Annotated in this window: 13 protein-coding genes; 5 read left to right on the top strand and 8 right to left on the bottom strand. The window is 70.6% G+C overall.

All coding sequences use genetic code 11. The annotated features are described in order from the left end of the window. The first annotated feature begins 7 nt into the window (after positions 1-7). Positions 8-1,441: a type VII secretion protein EccB gene (eccB, locus tag DMB42_RS07540; RefSeq protein ID WP_125631972.1), complete on the top strand. Its 1,434-nt coding sequence runs from the start codon at positions 8-10 to the stop codon at positions 1,439-1,441. 11 nt (positions 1,442-1,452) lie between these two features. Here the strand turns inward: eccB and DMB42_RS07545 are convergent, their stop codons facing one another. The 6 genes from DMB42_RS07545 to DMB42_RS07570 form a co-directional block, all read right to left on the bottom strand. After that, positions 1,453-2,211 (bottom strand): WXG100 family type VII secretion target, encoded by a 759-nt coding sequence (locus DMB42_RS07545; protein WP_125631974.1) that lies wholly within the window; start codon positions 2,209-2,211, stop codon positions 1,453-1,455. Beyond that, entirely contained in the window at positions 2,212-3,357 is a 1,146-nt protein-coding gene (locus tag DMB42_RS07550; protein WP_125631976.1) for a hypothetical protein, read from the bottom strand. Then, on the bottom strand, positions 3,354-4,655 hold the full coding sequence (locus DMB42_RS07555) for a hypothetical protein (protein ID WP_125631978.1): 1,302 nt from the start codon (positions 4,653-4,655) through the stop codon (positions 3,354-3,356). The genes DMB42_RS07550 and DMB42_RS07555 overlap by 4 nt, the downstream gene beginning before the upstream one ends. Positions 4,656-4,657: 2 nt before the next feature. Then, positions 4,658-5,038: a hypothetical protein gene (locus DMB42_RS07560; protein ID WP_125631980.1), complete on the bottom strand. Its 381-nt coding sequence runs from the start codon at positions 5,036-5,038 to the stop codon at positions 4,658-4,660. A 67-nt stretch (positions 5,039-5,105) separates the two neighbouring features. Then, entirely contained in the window at positions 5,106-5,411 is a 306-nt protein-coding gene (locus tag DMB42_RS07565; RefSeq protein WP_125631982.1) for a WXG100 family type VII secretion target, read from the bottom strand. A 24-nt stretch (positions 5,412-5,435) separates the two neighbouring features. Continuing rightward, complete coding sequence (locus DMB42_RS07570; protein WP_185844504.1) at positions 5,436-5,750, bottom strand: WXG100 family type VII secretion target; 315 nt, start codon at positions 5,748-5,750, stop codon at positions 5,436-5,438. A gap of 285 nt (positions 5,751-6,035) precedes the next feature. On the opposite strand from DMB42_RS07570, the gene DMB42_RS07575 reads away from it, so the two are divergent. The 3 genes from DMB42_RS07575 to DMB42_RS07585 all read left to right on the top strand — a co-directional run bounded on the left by DMB42_RS07575 (position 6,036) and on the right by DMB42_RS07585 (position 8,321). Then, complete coding sequence (locus DMB42_RS07575; protein ID WP_125631986.1) at positions 6,036-6,455, top strand: hypothetical protein; 420 nt, start codon at positions 6,036-6,038, stop codon at positions 6,453-6,455. A 100-nt stretch (positions 6,456-6,555) separates the two neighbouring features. Next, a complete protein-coding gene (locus DMB42_RS07580; protein WP_125631988.1) occupies positions 6,556-7,635 on the top strand; it encodes a hypothetical protein in 1,080 nt (359 codons plus the stop codon). Positions 7,636-7,640: 5 nt separating this feature from the next. Continuing rightward, positions 7,641-8,321, top strand: a complete 681-nt coding sequence (locus DMB42_RS07585; protein ID WP_125631990.1) for a hypothetical protein — start codon at positions 7,641-7,643, stop codon at positions 8,319-8,321. A gap of 1 nt (position 8,322) precedes the next feature. On the opposite strand, the gene DMB42_RS07590 is transcribed toward DMB42_RS07585, so the two are convergent. Together DMB42_RS07590 and eccD are read right to left on the bottom strand one after the other, a co-directional pair. Further along, entirely contained in the window at positions 8,323-8,769 is a 447-nt protein-coding gene (locus DMB42_RS07590) for a YbaB/EbfC family nucleoid-associated protein (RefSeq protein WP_125631992.1), read from the bottom strand. A gap of 36 nt (positions 8,770-8,805) precedes the next feature. Continuing rightward, on the bottom strand, positions 8,806-10,317 hold the full coding sequence (gene eccD, locus DMB42_RS07595) for a type VII secretion integral membrane protein EccD (RefSeq protein ID WP_260477581.1): 1,512 nt from the start codon (positions 10,315-10,317) through the stop codon (positions 8,806-8,808). 145 nt (positions 10,318-10,462) lie between these two features. Here eccD and eccCa point away from each other — a divergent pair, with 145 nt between their 5' ends. Next, positions 10,463-14,371 (top strand): type VII secretion protein EccCa, encoded by a 3,909-nt coding sequence (gene eccCa / locus DMB42_RS07600; RefSeq protein ID WP_260477549.1) that lies wholly within the window; start codon positions 10,463-10,465, stop codon positions 14,369-14,371. The last annotated feature ends 15 nt before the right edge of the window (positions 14,372-14,386 follow it).

The following is a 14,386-nucleotide window of genomic DNA, read 5'->3' on the forward strand; positions in this document are numbered from 1 at the left end:
GTCCGTCATGCAGACCCGAAAGGATCTCTACCAGGCGCACAAACTGATGACCCAGCGCCTGGGTCTGGCGCTGTTGCAGGGCGAGCCCGATCTGCCCGAGTCCCCCATGCGGCGGTACAACGTGGCGACCTTCGCCGGCATCATCCTGCTGGTGCTGATCACGGCCGGGTTCGGGATCTGGGGCATGCTCAGCCCAGGAGGGGCCACCAAGCTCAAGGAGGCGGGCCAGCTCCTCGTGGAGGAGGAGACCGGCGCCTCCTACGTCTACAACCAGAGCGACGGCAAGCTCCAGCCGGTGGAGAACTACGTCTCCGCCAGGCTCCTGCTGGACAGCCAGGAGATCAAGGTCCGTACGGTGTCGGCCGAGTCGCTGGCCGGCTTCGCACGAGGGCAGAAGGTCGGCATCTCGGGCGCGCCCGACTCGCTGCCGAAGCCCCAGAAGCTGGTCAGATCTCCGTGGACGGTCTGCGTGGTCGAACAGCAGGACGCGACAGGGGTGCGGCGTCCGTACGTCACGCTGCTGGGCGGGATCGACGTCGGCGGCACGCCGGTGGGCACCGACGCGCTGCTCGTCGACGACGGGCAGCAGAACTGGGTGTTGTGGAACAACTACCGCATGCTGGTCAGCAGCCCGCGCCGGCTCACCGACCAGACGCCGCGCCGCGTACCGATCTCCTGGGTGAACTCCATCCCCGCGGGTCCGGACTTCGCCGCACCGGCGATCGCGCAGCGCGGCAAGCGGGTGCCGGGCCCCGGCGGCCCGCCCGCGCGGGTGGGGCAGGTCTTCACGCTGGCCGCCGTGCCCGGCGTGCCGGAACGCTGGTACGTGCTGCTCGCCGACGGCCTCACGCCCCTCACCCACACGCAGGCGACGCTCCTGCTCCAGGACCCGGACACCAAGATCGCCTACGGCGGCGGCCGGGTACGCCCGATCGCCGTGGACGCCGCCACCGTCAACGCCGCCAAGATGTCGGCCCTGCGCGTCCTGGGCGGCGCGGTGCCGGTCACCATGCCGCGCTTCCGCGCCCCGGCGGCGGACGCGCCCTTGTGCGCGGTGTACGCCGACACGCTCAAGGGCTCGGTCCGGGCACGGCTGACGACCGGGGCGACGCTGGCCATCCCGAAGCCGCCGAGCAGCGGCAACCCCGACCGCGTCGACCAGGTGCTGCTGCCTCCCGGCGGCGCGGCGCTGGCCGGCCAGCTCTCGGGCGAAGGCCAGACCGACGCCATCCACGAGTACTCCCTCATCACCGACGAGGGCAAACGGTTCCGGCTGGCCTCCCCCGACCTCGTCGGCACGCTGGGCTACGACGCCGCCCAGGTGGCGCCGGTGCCCGCGCATCTGCTGCGGCTCATCCCGGAGGGCCCGCTCCTGGACCCCGCCGCCGCGCGGAAGCCCGTCGCGGAGACGTCGTCCGAACGCCTCCCCCGCCGATCCTGAAGCCCGTCCACTCAGGTGCGGGGGAGACCGCCCTGCGTGTCCAGCTTGGGCATCAGCGAGTGGCTCTCCACGCTGTACTCGAGCGCGGTGCTGCTGAACTCCGGCAGGTCGCCGGACTTCAGGGTGTCGAGCTCGTTCGGTACGCCCTTCATCGTGGGGAACAACTTCCCGCTGGCCTCGGACTGCTGGACGGCCTGGTAGAACAGGGTGCCGAGGAGGGTGACCGCGATGCCGTGCTTGATCAGCACCTTCCTCCCGGCGCTGACGGCGGCCTTGCCGACCTTGAGGTCGAGCATGTAGGCGAACGGGACATAGCGTTTCACGGCGAGCATCGCCAGGGCGTATGTCAGCATCATGCCGGCGATGCTGACGAAGGTGAGCCCCCCTATGTAGTACAACTTCGCGCTCTGGTCGACCGCCTCGCCGGTGGCGTTCCGTGTCGACCTGAGGGTGGCCAGGGACTTGGTGAACTCCGCGTAGGCCTCGTCGAACTTCTGGCGTGCCGTGCCCTCCCAGGTGGTCCCCGTGCCCGTGACCGTGGCCTGCAGTTGCTTGAGCTGTTCCTCCAGCGCGGCCAGTTCGGAGGTCGTCCCGCCGTTGTCGGTGGTGCGCCAGGTCTTTGACGACCCCGACATGCGCCCCGGATCGGAGATCATGATCCCGATCATGCTCACTATGTAGAAGGCCCAGGGACGCCTGATCAGGACCGCCGCGCCCAAGGCGGTGGCGGCCGCCTTGTAGTACAGGCCCTTGCCCGACTCGTAGCTCATCTACGCCTCCTTGCCGATGATCTCGGGGGCGATGTCCTCGTCGTCTTCCCAGACGCCTTCGTCCTCCGACAGCAGCGAGCCTTCCTGCCGGTCGCGTTCGTCGAGGCCGTTGCCCGAACCAGCCATCGGCATCATGGGCATCATCGGCATGCCGCTGCCCATCCCCCCGGCCCCGGACGTGCCCATGCCGGGAACCCTCGGACCGGCGGCGGCGCCACCGCCCGAGCCCGCGCCGTTGCCGGTCGGCGACCCCCATGTGGTCCCGGGCCGGGTGCTCAGGTCGGTCAGGTTCGGGTTCGGCGTCCCGTTCAGGGCCCTGGGGTCGTACGACGACAGGCCGGTCGTGTCCTGCGGCGAGTTGATCGCCGAGTCGATGTCGGGGACCTTCATGTTCGGATCGCCGGCGCCGGACAGGCCGGAGTCCGGCCGGTCGATCCCCGGCAGGTCGGTGCCGGGAAGGTCGCTCCCGGGCCGGTCGCCGTTCGGCAGGTCGCCGTTCGGCAGGTCGCCGTTCGGCGGGTCCGTGCCGGGCAGGTCGGTGTCAGGCCGGTCCGGGACGGGCAGGTCGGCGTCCGGAAGGTCGGCACCGGGCGGGTCGGCGTCCGGCATGTTCAGCTCCGGCGTTTCGGGCATCTTCGGGGTCGGCACTCCGCCGCCGGTCGGGTCGTACTCCTCGTCCTTGCGGTACAGGCCGGCGTTCGCCTCCTCGGCTGCGTGGTAGTTGGCGTCGGCCGCCTTCAGCGCGGCCTGCCAGCTCTGCAGCGCCTTCTTGCCTCGCTCCAGGGCGGTGGACTGGGCCGCGATCGCCCTGTCATGGGCCCTGGTGAGCCCGTAGCCGATCACGCCGAAAGCGGGGAAGGGCACCCCCATGTGGCCGGACTTGGCCCGCAGTGTGTCGATGATCGCCGTCTGTCCGTTGATCTGGCCGCTCGCCGTGTTGAGCGCGCCGTCCGTGAAGGAGATGCCCGACGACGGCAGCGGCACCTGGGTGCTCATCGGGATGCCGTACTGGCCGTAGGTCTGCTGCCCGGTCTGCTGCGCGCCTGCGCCGTAGGGCTGTTGCCCGGTCGGCTGCGCGCCTGCGCCGTTGGGCTGTTGCCCGGTCGGCTGCGCGCCGGCGCCGTTCTTCTGCTGGTCGCTGCTCACCTGATCACCGGATCCGTCACATCATGGTTGCCGTTCCAGGCGGACCTGTCCTCCGACAGGTAGGTGGTGCGCTCCAGGTCTCCGCCCGCGTCCCCGACAGGGCCCGCGCCGCCCGTCATCGGCAGGAACGGCGTGCCGGACAGGCCCGCCGCGCTGCCGCCGCGCATCGCCCCGAGTCGCCCGCCGGGTGTGTACGCGCTGTTCGGCGAGCCGATCACCGACGGTACGGGCTGGTTCGTGGCGACCGGCGCCGCGGTCGTGTTGGGGGTCGCCACGAGAGGTGGACGCTCGCCGATCGTGGGCTGGTAGGCCGAGCTCTCGGTCCGGACCGGGTCGGCGCCGGGAGTGGCGTCGTCGAGCTCGGTCCGGTCCTGGGAGCCGATCACCGGCGGGGTGGTACCGTCCTCCGTGCCCGCGCCCGTGCCGGTGTTGCCGGCCTGGTCGCCGGGTTGTCGTCCGGGTGTGTCCCCGCCCGCGGGCTGGTCACCGCCTGCGGGCTGATCGCCCGGGGGCGTCCCCGGAGCGGCGTCGTCCTCGCCACCTGGGGGGACCTGGTCCTGCGTGCCGTCCGGCGCGCCCGGGTCACCGGCGGCGGTCGTGCTTCCCTCGCCCGTGCCCGTCCCGGTCGGGGCGCCCGCGCCGGTCGTGGGATCGCCGCTCCCGCCCGTCCCGCCGTAGGCGACGCTCGTCGTGGCGAGCGGGCCGCCCGGGACCGTGACGGCCGGCAGCTCATAGGTGATGTTGTACGGGACCGAGCCGAGATGCAGGTCGCGGATCTTCTCGTTGAGCTTCCGCAGCGCCGCCTGCGCCCGCATGTTCTCCAGCAGGGCGACGGCGTTGGCCTCGTCGTCACCCTGCCGGTCGAGCCCGTACAGCGCCCGGTGGACCCGTACGACCTCCTGGACGTCCGGGTCGTTCTTGTCCAGTTTGATGCCTTCGACCTCGGCGACGGCCACGGGGATGGAGGCGGCGTAGCCCTCCAGGCTGCGGCCCATCTCCGCGAGCTTGCGCGCCAGCTCGTTGCCGGTGGCGTACAGGAGCTCAAGCGCGACGCGGGCCCGGTCGGCATCCGGCCCCTTCCAGATGGTGAGGATCCGGCCCGCGTGGTCCTCGATCCCGACGACCGCGTTGAGGACCGCCTCGGCCGTGCTGACGTACATGGATCCGGCCAGTTTGACCAGGTCCGGCTGTGACGTCGCCAGCAGGCGCTGGATCTCCGCCTTCGGATGGACCTCCGTCGCGCCGGAGGGGACCTGGTCGCCCCAGATGACGATCGTCTCGCGCTTCGAGCCGGCCATGGTCACCCGCCCTCGTTCCGGGTGTCCGCCTCGGCGTGGTTTCCGGCGCTCGCCTCGATCGCGTCGATGACGCTCTTGTACGCCTTCACGAACTCGGCGTAGACCTGGCCGAACTTCTGCCCCGCGCCGTCCCGGCCCGCGGTCGAGCCGAACGCCTTGGCGTCGATCCACTCGCCGAACTCGGCGGCGCCGGGCTGGACGTCGGCCAGGGTGCGCCCGCTGACGCCCGGCCTCTCCATGGCCTGCAGATTCTTCGACAGGGCCTCGGCGATCGACCGCATCACGGAGGGTTCGTGCACCCTGCCGTCGCCCTGGAACTTGTCGGCCGTGTGCGGCGGGATGCCGAGCGGGTCGGTCTGCGGTTCGGGTTCCTGGTTGCCCATCGCTTACCCCTGCGGATGCGAGTCCCCGGTCACCGCGTCGCCACGGTGACCGGGGAGAGGAGACGCGTCAGTCCGTCCAGATGGCGATGTTGCGCCGCTCGGCGGCCTCGTAGTTGCCCTTGGCGATGTTGACCGCGGTGGCGGCCTCGAAGAGCTGCCTGCCCATCGCCTGCTCGTGGGCGTTCCACTGGTCCTTCTTGGTGTTGAAGAACTGCTCGGCCTCGCCCTCCCAGCTGGTCGCCAGCTCCTTCTTGATGTCGGCGAACAGGTCGTCGGTGACCTTGTCGAGCTCGCTCACGACCTTCTTGAGCTCCTCGTACGCCTGCTCCATGCTGCCGAACTTGACGAATGTGTGATCATCGGGAACGGTCACTGGGATCTCCGTGGCGTCGGCCGGCTAGTTGCTGTTGATGACGTTGTCGATCCGGCCCGTGAGACCGTCCCTGGCCAGGGATCCCGACAGCTCCATGTTCTGGTCGGCGGCGTTCCGGTAGACCCCGGCGCCCATGTTGAGCCGGTCGTGGATGTCCTCAAGGATCTTGATCACGGCCTTGAACTCGACGTCCCACTCGTCGAGGGCGTGGCTGAACTTCTGGGCCGCGCCGCCCCGCCACCCCTGGGTGGTCAGGTCGCCCTTGATCGTCTGAACGCGCTGGCGCATGCCTTCGATGTACTGCGCGGTGTCCTGGCAGTACCCGGCAGCGTTGGTCAACTGCGTCGGACTTGCTCCGTACAGTGCCACTGGACCTCCAAGTGGACATTTCCTTGTCTCGCATGCCGGTTGGCCGACATGAATAGGGCGAACCCCTGCGAAACAACATCGACTCGCATGTTAACCACCACCCATCCCAGCGATCACAACCGTCTGGTCGACAAGAAAAAATCTGCGCTCATTGCCAAAACATTCTGCGCTCTGCGCTAAAGACGCGGGGAATCCGGCATCACAGGATTGCCCCTCGGACAAATCGCCTTTTTGACTCCTTCGGAGATGAAGAACTTGAGAATCACGAAGAGGACGGCCGGTGCGGTCATCGCGACCGTGCTCGGCACGACGGCGGTCTTCACCGCCACCACCGCCTCGGCCTCCCGCCAGGCGGCCGAGACGCCCGCCGTCGTCTGCGGCCCGGGGTACACCGTCCAGCGTCAGGCCGCGTTCGCCGGCGGCGTCGCCTACCTGCTCTACAACCCCGGCAAGCAGAACGCCTGCGCGGTGACGTTCAAGACCAAGGGCGTGGGCACGCGCAGCATGGTCTGGTCCGCGGTGGACGTGAAGGGCGCGGGCGTGGTGAAGAACGAGGAGATCACCCCTCTGCACACCGTGCCGGTCTACCACGCCGCGCCGACCGGGTCGTGGGTGAAGTTCTCCGGCGGCGTCAAGAGCGCCGACTCCGGCGGCGCGTACGAACGCATCGGCTGAGACCCTCGGGCGGCCCCACGACGGCCGACCTGTACGGCTGACCGTCCACACGGTTAGTGTTTCTGATCGTTTGGGCGGGTCGCGGGTTTTGGGGGCGCGGATGGCCGAGTTCGGGAGCATCGACAGCCTCGTCAACTGGACCACGACCGAGGACTCGGCGGCGACCGAACGCATGTCCGCCACGGTCGTCACGAGCGACGGAGACACGGGTGAGCCCGGACTGGTCGCTCCTCTGACGGCCGCCGCCGGCCTCGGACAGGAGCCGTACGTCCAGGAGGCCGAGGACGACGGCGAGCACCGGCCGGACGGCGGCACCGTGGAGCCGGGAGACCCGGGCGACCTCGTCGAGATCTCCGGCGACGGCACCCCACCCGAGCCACACGATCCGCCCCCCACCGACCCGACGGCGTCCACCGCCCCGACGGACCCTGCCCGCGAGGACACCCCGGCCACCGAGGACGATCCGGCCCCCCAGAGCCCGCCCACCCTGGAGACCGCCCCTTCCGACTCCACCCCCTCGGAGCCCCCCACCGACCCCGAGACGCCCACGACCCCCGACCGTCCCGAGGAGACCCCGTCGTCCGGGGAGCCGACGCCCGACCGACCGGCCGCGACCACCCCCGAGGACACCACGAAGGTTCCCGACGTCGCGAAACCCCCTACGGCCACCACCCCCAAGGCGGACGACACCGAGGAATCTCCCGAGGAGACCGCCCCGGCGGGCGGCGGCGGGATGCCGAGCGGCGGCACCCCCACCGGCGCGACCCCGGACCCCACCGCCGCCGCCGCGAACAAGAACGGCTCCGGCACGGAACGCCCCCAGGACCCGAAGGCGACCGCGCTGAGCAACGGCGGCGTGTCCGGCGACTGGCGCAAGGCCAGCCCGGACGCCATGGAACGGCTGGGCCAGAGCCTCGCCCCGACGCAGGCGGGCGGTACGCACACACCGGGAGACCGGTTCAGGGCGGTGGAACGCACGGTCAGAGGCGCCACCCCCGGCTTCCCGGGCTTCGGCCTGGTCGGGAAGGTCGCCTTCGACGGCGCCTACGACGCGGCCCGCAACTCCGCCGCCGACTACCTCAAGCACGCCAAGAACCAGCTCGGCCGCTGGCAGACCCAGCTCGACGAGGGAGCCAAGGTCATCAGGGCCGCCAACGACAAGAGCACGCTGAAGAAGTAGGAACCATGGACCATTACCGCAACGGCACGACCATGTACACGATGGCCGTGGCCTCCTGCAACGCGGGCGCCATGCTGAAGGCCAACGTGGTGCTCTCCGTCGTCTGCAAGATGTGCGCCGCGCTGATCGGCACGATGTTGTCCAGCCCCGAGGACATCCGCGGCACGGCCCGCGAGGTACGCGCCGCGACGCACGAGGTCGAGCAGGCGAAGGAGAGCGTACGGCAGCTCATCGCCGGGGTCTCCAGCCAGGACTGGGAGCAGATGGCCCGGCCCGAGATGGAGAAGGTCGCCGAGAAGTTCACCCTTGAGGTGGCCAAGACCGGCGGCGTGTACAAGGAGCTGGCCCACACCCTCGACCAGCTCGCGAAGATGTCCCACACGGGTGCGGTCACGTCCGTCACCCTGGGCGGGTTGTTGCTGAGCCTCTCGGCCCTCGGGCACTTCTTCCCGGGCAGTCCGCTGGCGGCCTCGGCGGCCGTGCGGTTGCAGGGGGCGTTCAGGCGGTTCCTGTCCAAGATGCTCGTGGTGTACGGCTCGGCCGCCACCCTGGCCTGGCTCGCCAGCGGGCTGATGTCCGCCTTCAAGGACACGGGCATGTCGGAGGCGGTCGCGCTCACCGGCAAGGACGCGCCCGCCTTCGAGCAGGTCGTCATCGCCGACCTGCCCACGCAACGCCCGGCCTAGCTCACAACTCCAGCCGCCGCCGGATGCGATCGAGTTCGCCCATCACGTCCTCGAACGTGCGGTTGTAAGCGGACTCCGCCTCCTTGATCTGGTTCAGCGCGGCGTCCGGGTTCCTGAGGTACGTCATGGGGTTGTCCTCGGAGTCGCCGAACGTCTCACTCATGCCCTCGGCGACCTGCCGCTGCAGGTCGGCGGCGGCGTCGTTCAGCGCCGTCTTGATGAGGTCGGCCAGCTCGCCGGACGACAACCGCAGGCCCTTGGGGTGCAGTTGCAGCTCGCGGACGCCCTCGTGGCCGCACTCGACGGTGACCAGCCCCTGCTCGTCCTGGGCCCGTCCGACGAAGGAGTCCATCTTCTTCTGGAACTCCTCCATGCGGGCGAACTGCTGGTCGGCCCCCTTGAGCAGCTTCTCGATGTCGATGTTCGCGAAGTCTCCGAATTCCTGCACAGCCTTACTCCTCCGCTCGAAACGGCCAGCAAAGTATCAGCCCGACAACCCGCGTACCCAGGTGTAGAGCTCCAGCACGCCGGCCGCGAGCGGGAAGAGCTCGACGATCAGCAGCAGGTCCAGGATGTCCCCGGCCCGTCCCCAGAACGGCGACGGCTTGCCCGTGGCCAGCCCCCTCCCGACGCCGACCATCAGCAGGGACGCCCACAACACGCAGACCGCCACCGCCAGCGCGCCGATGACCCCGCCCTTGGAGCTGAGCGCGAAGGCCGTCATGGCGAGCCCCGCCATGCCCGGCCCGACCAGCCAGAGCCGCTGGCCGACGCCGGAGAACACGCGGGCGCGCATGATGAGCGTCAGCGAGAGCGCGACGGTCATGATGTACGCGATCAGGCCGTCGTGCAGCACCAGCAGAGCCTGGGCGACCAGCGCGGCCAGCCCGACTGCGACGATCTGCGCCGTGGCGTAACGCTGGGCGATCACGGTGCGCTCCTGGATCGCCGCCGCGTCGAGCCGCTGGTTGTCGGCGCGCAACTCCTCGGCCGTCGTGGGCATGGCCGGCAGCGGCACCCGGGCCAGCCGGAACGACAACGTCGGCACCAGCGGGCTCAGCGCCAGCAGCACGGCGATGGCCACGGCCGCCACCCCCGCTGGGACGGTTCCGGTCAACATGACCACCGCCGCACAGACCGCGCCACAGGTCGCGGCGATGGACGTACCGAGAAAGCCGGGAATGCCGTGCGAGATCGTCATCCCGGCGACGGCGGCGGCGAGCGCGGTGCAGGCGAACGCGGCGAGCAGATGGGGAGCGCCGATCCCGGCCAAGCCGCCGGTCCCGGCCTGGCCGCCGCTCCCGGCGGGCGTGAACAGCCCGGCCAGGAAGGCGTACGGCAGCGCCGCGTGACCGATCAGCGCGCTGGCCGTGGAGTCGCCCATGGCCCGCGACAACACGGTTCCGGCGGCGATGAGCAGCACGGCGAGCGTTCCGAAGACGACCGTGCCGACCAGCGGGGGCAGACCTGCCAGGGCCAGGCCGACGGCCCCGAGGACCAGCAGCCCCGTGGCTCCGGCCGCGCCGAGGGCAGCGGTGTGGGCCGCCGTCCACTTGCCCGGCCCCTCGCGCACGCCGGTGGCCACGACGTCGGCGACGTCGTCGAAGATCGCGGCCGGCAGGATCGACTCGCGGGGGCGGAGGTAGAGGATCTCGGCGTCGAGCACGCCGAGCGCGCTGAGGCTCTGCTCCAGGTCGAGCGGGGAGCCGCCGAGCCGCTGCAGGGTCCATCCCGGCGACGACGTGGCGTCACCGCCCACCTCGCCGAGCATGCGCAGCAGCCCCGGCAGCACGTGCGGCAGCGGTATGTCGGCGGGCAGCGTCAGGTCGGCCTTCCTGCCGGGCCCCACGATCGTCACGTTGCACAACACCGGCAGCGGCAACGGCAGTTGCGCGAGCGCGCCCTGCTGAACCGGCCCCGACGGCGTCGGTGCGGGCGGCCCGCCGGGGTCCTCCGCGGCCGGCCGAGACTCGGGCGGCGGCGGCTTCTGAACCATCGATCCCACGGTCCACTCCGTCCCAAGAGGATCACGGACAGCACAGAACATAGCGGGTCGATTCTGGTAAGAACGTCGCGTGAGCAAAGTGGTTGTCCGGCGCCCGGAGCGTCGCCCCGGCCCCAAGCCACCTCGCGGAGAAGTCATGCTGGAGTCTCCGCCGGAGATCCCTGAGGTCCAGGGCCAGGGCTTCATGCTGGTGCTTTCGTACCTGCCCATGGTGGCCGGAGCCGCCGCGATGGCGCTGATGTTCACCTCGGGCGGCAACTCCAACCCGATCATGTACGTGGCCAGCGGCCTGTTCGCGGTCTCCATGGTCGGCATGACCATCGGCCAGATGGGACGCCAGTCGGGCGAGCGCAAACACCGCCTGAACGGCGCGCGCCGCGACTACTTCCGCTATCTCGGACAGATCCGCAGGAAGGCCAGGCGCGCCGCCAAGCAGCAGCGCGAGGCCCTGGAGTGGAGCGGGCCGGAGCCGGACTCGCTGTGGTGGATCGCCATGGGCCCCCGCCTGTGGGAGCGCCGCCCCCGCGACGAGGACTTCAGCACGATCCGTCTCGGCACCGGTGTGCAGAAGCTGGCCATCCAGCTCTTCCCGCCGGACTCCAAGCCGGTCGAGGACCTGGACGCGCTCTCGTCCGGTGCGCTGCGCAGGTTCATGCGCGCCCACTCCACGCTCTCCCGGCTGCCCGTGGCCGTCGCCCTCGCCTCCTTCGCCCGGATCCGGCTCAGCGGCGACCTCGCGGCGATGCGGGATCTCGTACGGGCCGTGATCGGCCAGGTCGTCACCTTCCACTCCCCCGACGACATGCGCATCATGGTCTGCGCCGACCAGGAGCGTATGGCCCACTGGGAGTGGGTCAAGTGGCTGCCGCACGCCCTGCATCCCGACATGACTGACGCGTCCGGGCCTGTCCGCCTGATGGCCGAGAACCTGGGCGAGCTGGACCGGCTCGTCGGGGGCGACCTCAAGGAGCGGCCCAGGTTCCAGCCGGGCGCGCCCTCCGACGAGCTGCCGTACCACGTGCTGATCGTGGACGGCGGGCACATGCCGCACGACTCGCAGCTCGGCAGCGACGCCATCATGGGCGTGACCGTCATCGACCTGACCGGCTCCACCGGCGCCGTCGAGGAGGGCAACACGCTGCGGATGGAGGTCCAGCGGGACGATCTGTACATGGTGAAGGTCGACCACGCGGGCAAGGAACGCAAGACGCGGCTGGGCGCGCCGGACAGGCTCTCCTTCGTGTGGATGGAGGGGCTGGCCAGGCAGTTGTCCCCGCTCCGGGCCTCGTCCAAGAGCGGCGGCGACGGCGAGGACATGTTGTCGATCAACACGACGCTCACCGACCTGCTGGGCATCAGCGACCCGCGCGCCCTCGACCCGGCGGTCACCTGGCGGCCGCGGGCCGGCCGCAACCGGCTGCGCGTGCCGATCGGGCTCGGTGCGGACGGCCGCATGGTCGAGCTCGACATCAAGGAGTCGGCGCAGGGCGGCATGGGCCCCCACGGCCTGCTGATCGGAGCCACCGGCTCCGGAAAGTCGGAGCTGCTGCGCACGCTGGTGCTCGGGCTCGCCGTCACCCACTCCTCGGAGATCCTCAACTTCGTCCTGGTCGACTTCAAGGGCGGCGCGACCTTTCTCGGGCTCGACTCGCTCCCCCACGTCTCGGCCGTCATCACCAACCTTGAGGACGAGCTCCCGCTGGTCGACCGCATGCACGACGCGCTGCACGGCGAGATGGTGCGCAGGCAGGAGCTCCTGCGGGCGACGGGCAACCACGCCTCGCTGCGCGACTACGAACGGGCCAGCGAGCAGGGCGCCGACCTGTTGCCGCTGCCCACGCTCTTCGTCGTGCTCGACGAGTTCAGTGAGCTGCTGTCCACGAAGCCGGAGTTCATCGACCTGTTCGTGATGATCGGCCGGCTCGGCCGCTCGCTCGGCGTGCACCTGCTGTTGGCCTCCCAGCGCCTGGACGAGGGCAGGTTGCGGGGGCTCGACACCCATCTGTCGTACCGGATCGGCCTGCGGACGTTCTCGGCCATGGAGAGCCGGGCCGTGCTGGGCGTGGCCGACGCGTACGAGCTGCCCCCGGCGCCCGGCAACGGCTACCTCAAGTTCGAGACCACCGGCATGACCAGGTTCAAGGCCGCCTACGTCTCGGCCGCCTACCAGCCCGACCCCCGGCACCTGGTGAGCAACGGGCAGCCCGTGCCACGCGAGGTCATCGCGTACGGCCACGCCCACGCGCCGCTGCCCTCCGTCGAGACGCCGGAGGCCGAGGCGCCGGCGGAGGCGGAGGAGAGCGGCCCCCGGTCGAGCCTGCTCGACGTCGTGGTCGGCCGGCTGGAGGGACGCGGCCCCGCGGCGCACCGCATTTGGCTGCCGCCGCTGGCCGAGCCACCGACCCTGGCCCACCTGCTGCCCGCGTTGTCGGTGACTCCGGAGCTCGGGCTGTCCACGCCGGGCTGGGACGGCAGAGGACGCCTGCACGCCGTCATCGGCATCATCGACCGGCCCTTCGACCAGCGGCGGGACCCGTACTGGCTGAATCTGTCCGGCGCGGCCGGGCACGTCGGCATCGCGGGTGGCACGCAGAGCGGCAAGAGCACCGTGCTGCGCTCGCTGATCGCCAGCATGGCGCTCACGCACACGCCCAAGGAGGTGCAGTTCTACTGCCTGGACTTCGGCGGTGGCACCCTGGCGGCGCTGGAGGGCCTGCCGCACGTGGGCGGCGTGGCCAATCGGCAGAACGCCGACCGGGTCCGCCGTACGGTCGCCGAGATCTCGGCCCTCCTCCAGCAGCGCGAGCGGGACTTCGCCGACAAGGGCATCGACTCGATCGCCACGTACCGCAAGCGGCTGGCCGACGGCAGCGTCGAGGGCGACGGCTGGGGTGACGTGTTCCTGGTCGTGGACGGCTGGCTGACGATCCGGCAGGAGTACGAGAGCCTGGAGCAGGTGATCACCGACCTCGCCGCGCGCGGGCTCGGCTACGGCATCCATGTCATGGTGACCACCAACAAGTGGTCGGAGTACCGGCCGGGCATCCGCGACCTGTTCGGCACCAGGATCGAGCTGAAGCTCGGCGACGCCTACGAGTCGGAGGTCAGCCGCAGCGCGTCGCTGGCCGTGCCCGAGGGCACGCCTGGACGCGGGCTCACGAAGGACGGCATGCACTTCCTGTCCGCCCTCCCCCGCATCGACGGGGTACGCGGCGCCGACGACCTCGCCGACGGGCTGCGTTCCCTCGTGGACGTCGTCAGCGAGTCGTGGCAGGGCCCCTCGGCCCGGCCCGTACGGCTGCTGCCGTCGCTGCTGCCCGCGGCCGGTCTGCCGGGCCCGGAGGAGACCGGCAGGAGCCGCATCGCGATCGGCATCGACGAGGCGACCCTCTCCCCGGTCACCGTCGACTTCGACGTCGACCCGCACTTCGTCGTGTTCGGCGACACCGGGTGCGGCAAGTCGAACGCGCTGAAGCTGATCATGGAAGGGCTCGTCGCGCGCCGCACGCCCAAGGAGGCCAGGCTGGTCGTGATCGACTATCGCCGCTCGCTCCTGGACACCGCGGTCACCGAGCACCGCATCGGTTACGCCGTGTCCAGCGCGGCGGCCGCCGAGCTGGTGCAGGAGGTCCGCTTCGCCCTGCTCAAGCGCCTGCCGCCGGCCGACCTGACCCCCGACCAGCTCCGTGAGCGCAGCTGGTGGAAGGGGTCGGACCTCTACATCGTGGTGGACGACTACGACCTGGTCGCCACCTCGAACAACCCCCTGCAACCGCTGGCCGAGCTGCTGCCGCAGGCCCGCGACATCGGGCTGCACCTGATCCTCGCCCGCCAGATGGGCGGCGCCTCCCGGGCCATGTACGACCACGCGGTGCAGCGGCTCAAGGAGATGGCCACCCCGGCGCTGATCATGTCGGGGAACCGCGAGGAGGGCGTGCTGTTCGGCAAGGTGAGACCGCAGCCGCTCCCGCCCGGCCGGGCCTTCCATGTGGACAGAAGGTTCGGAGAGCGACTGATCCAGACAGCATCCCTTGAAGGGGAGTAAAACAGGTCTCTTCAA

The organism is Nonomuraea sp. WAC 01424, from assembly GCF_003947315.1.
In the GTDB taxonomy this organism is placed as follows: Bacteria; Actinomycetota; Actinomycetes; order Streptosporangiales; family Streptosporangiaceae; genus Nonomuraea; species Nonomuraea spiralis.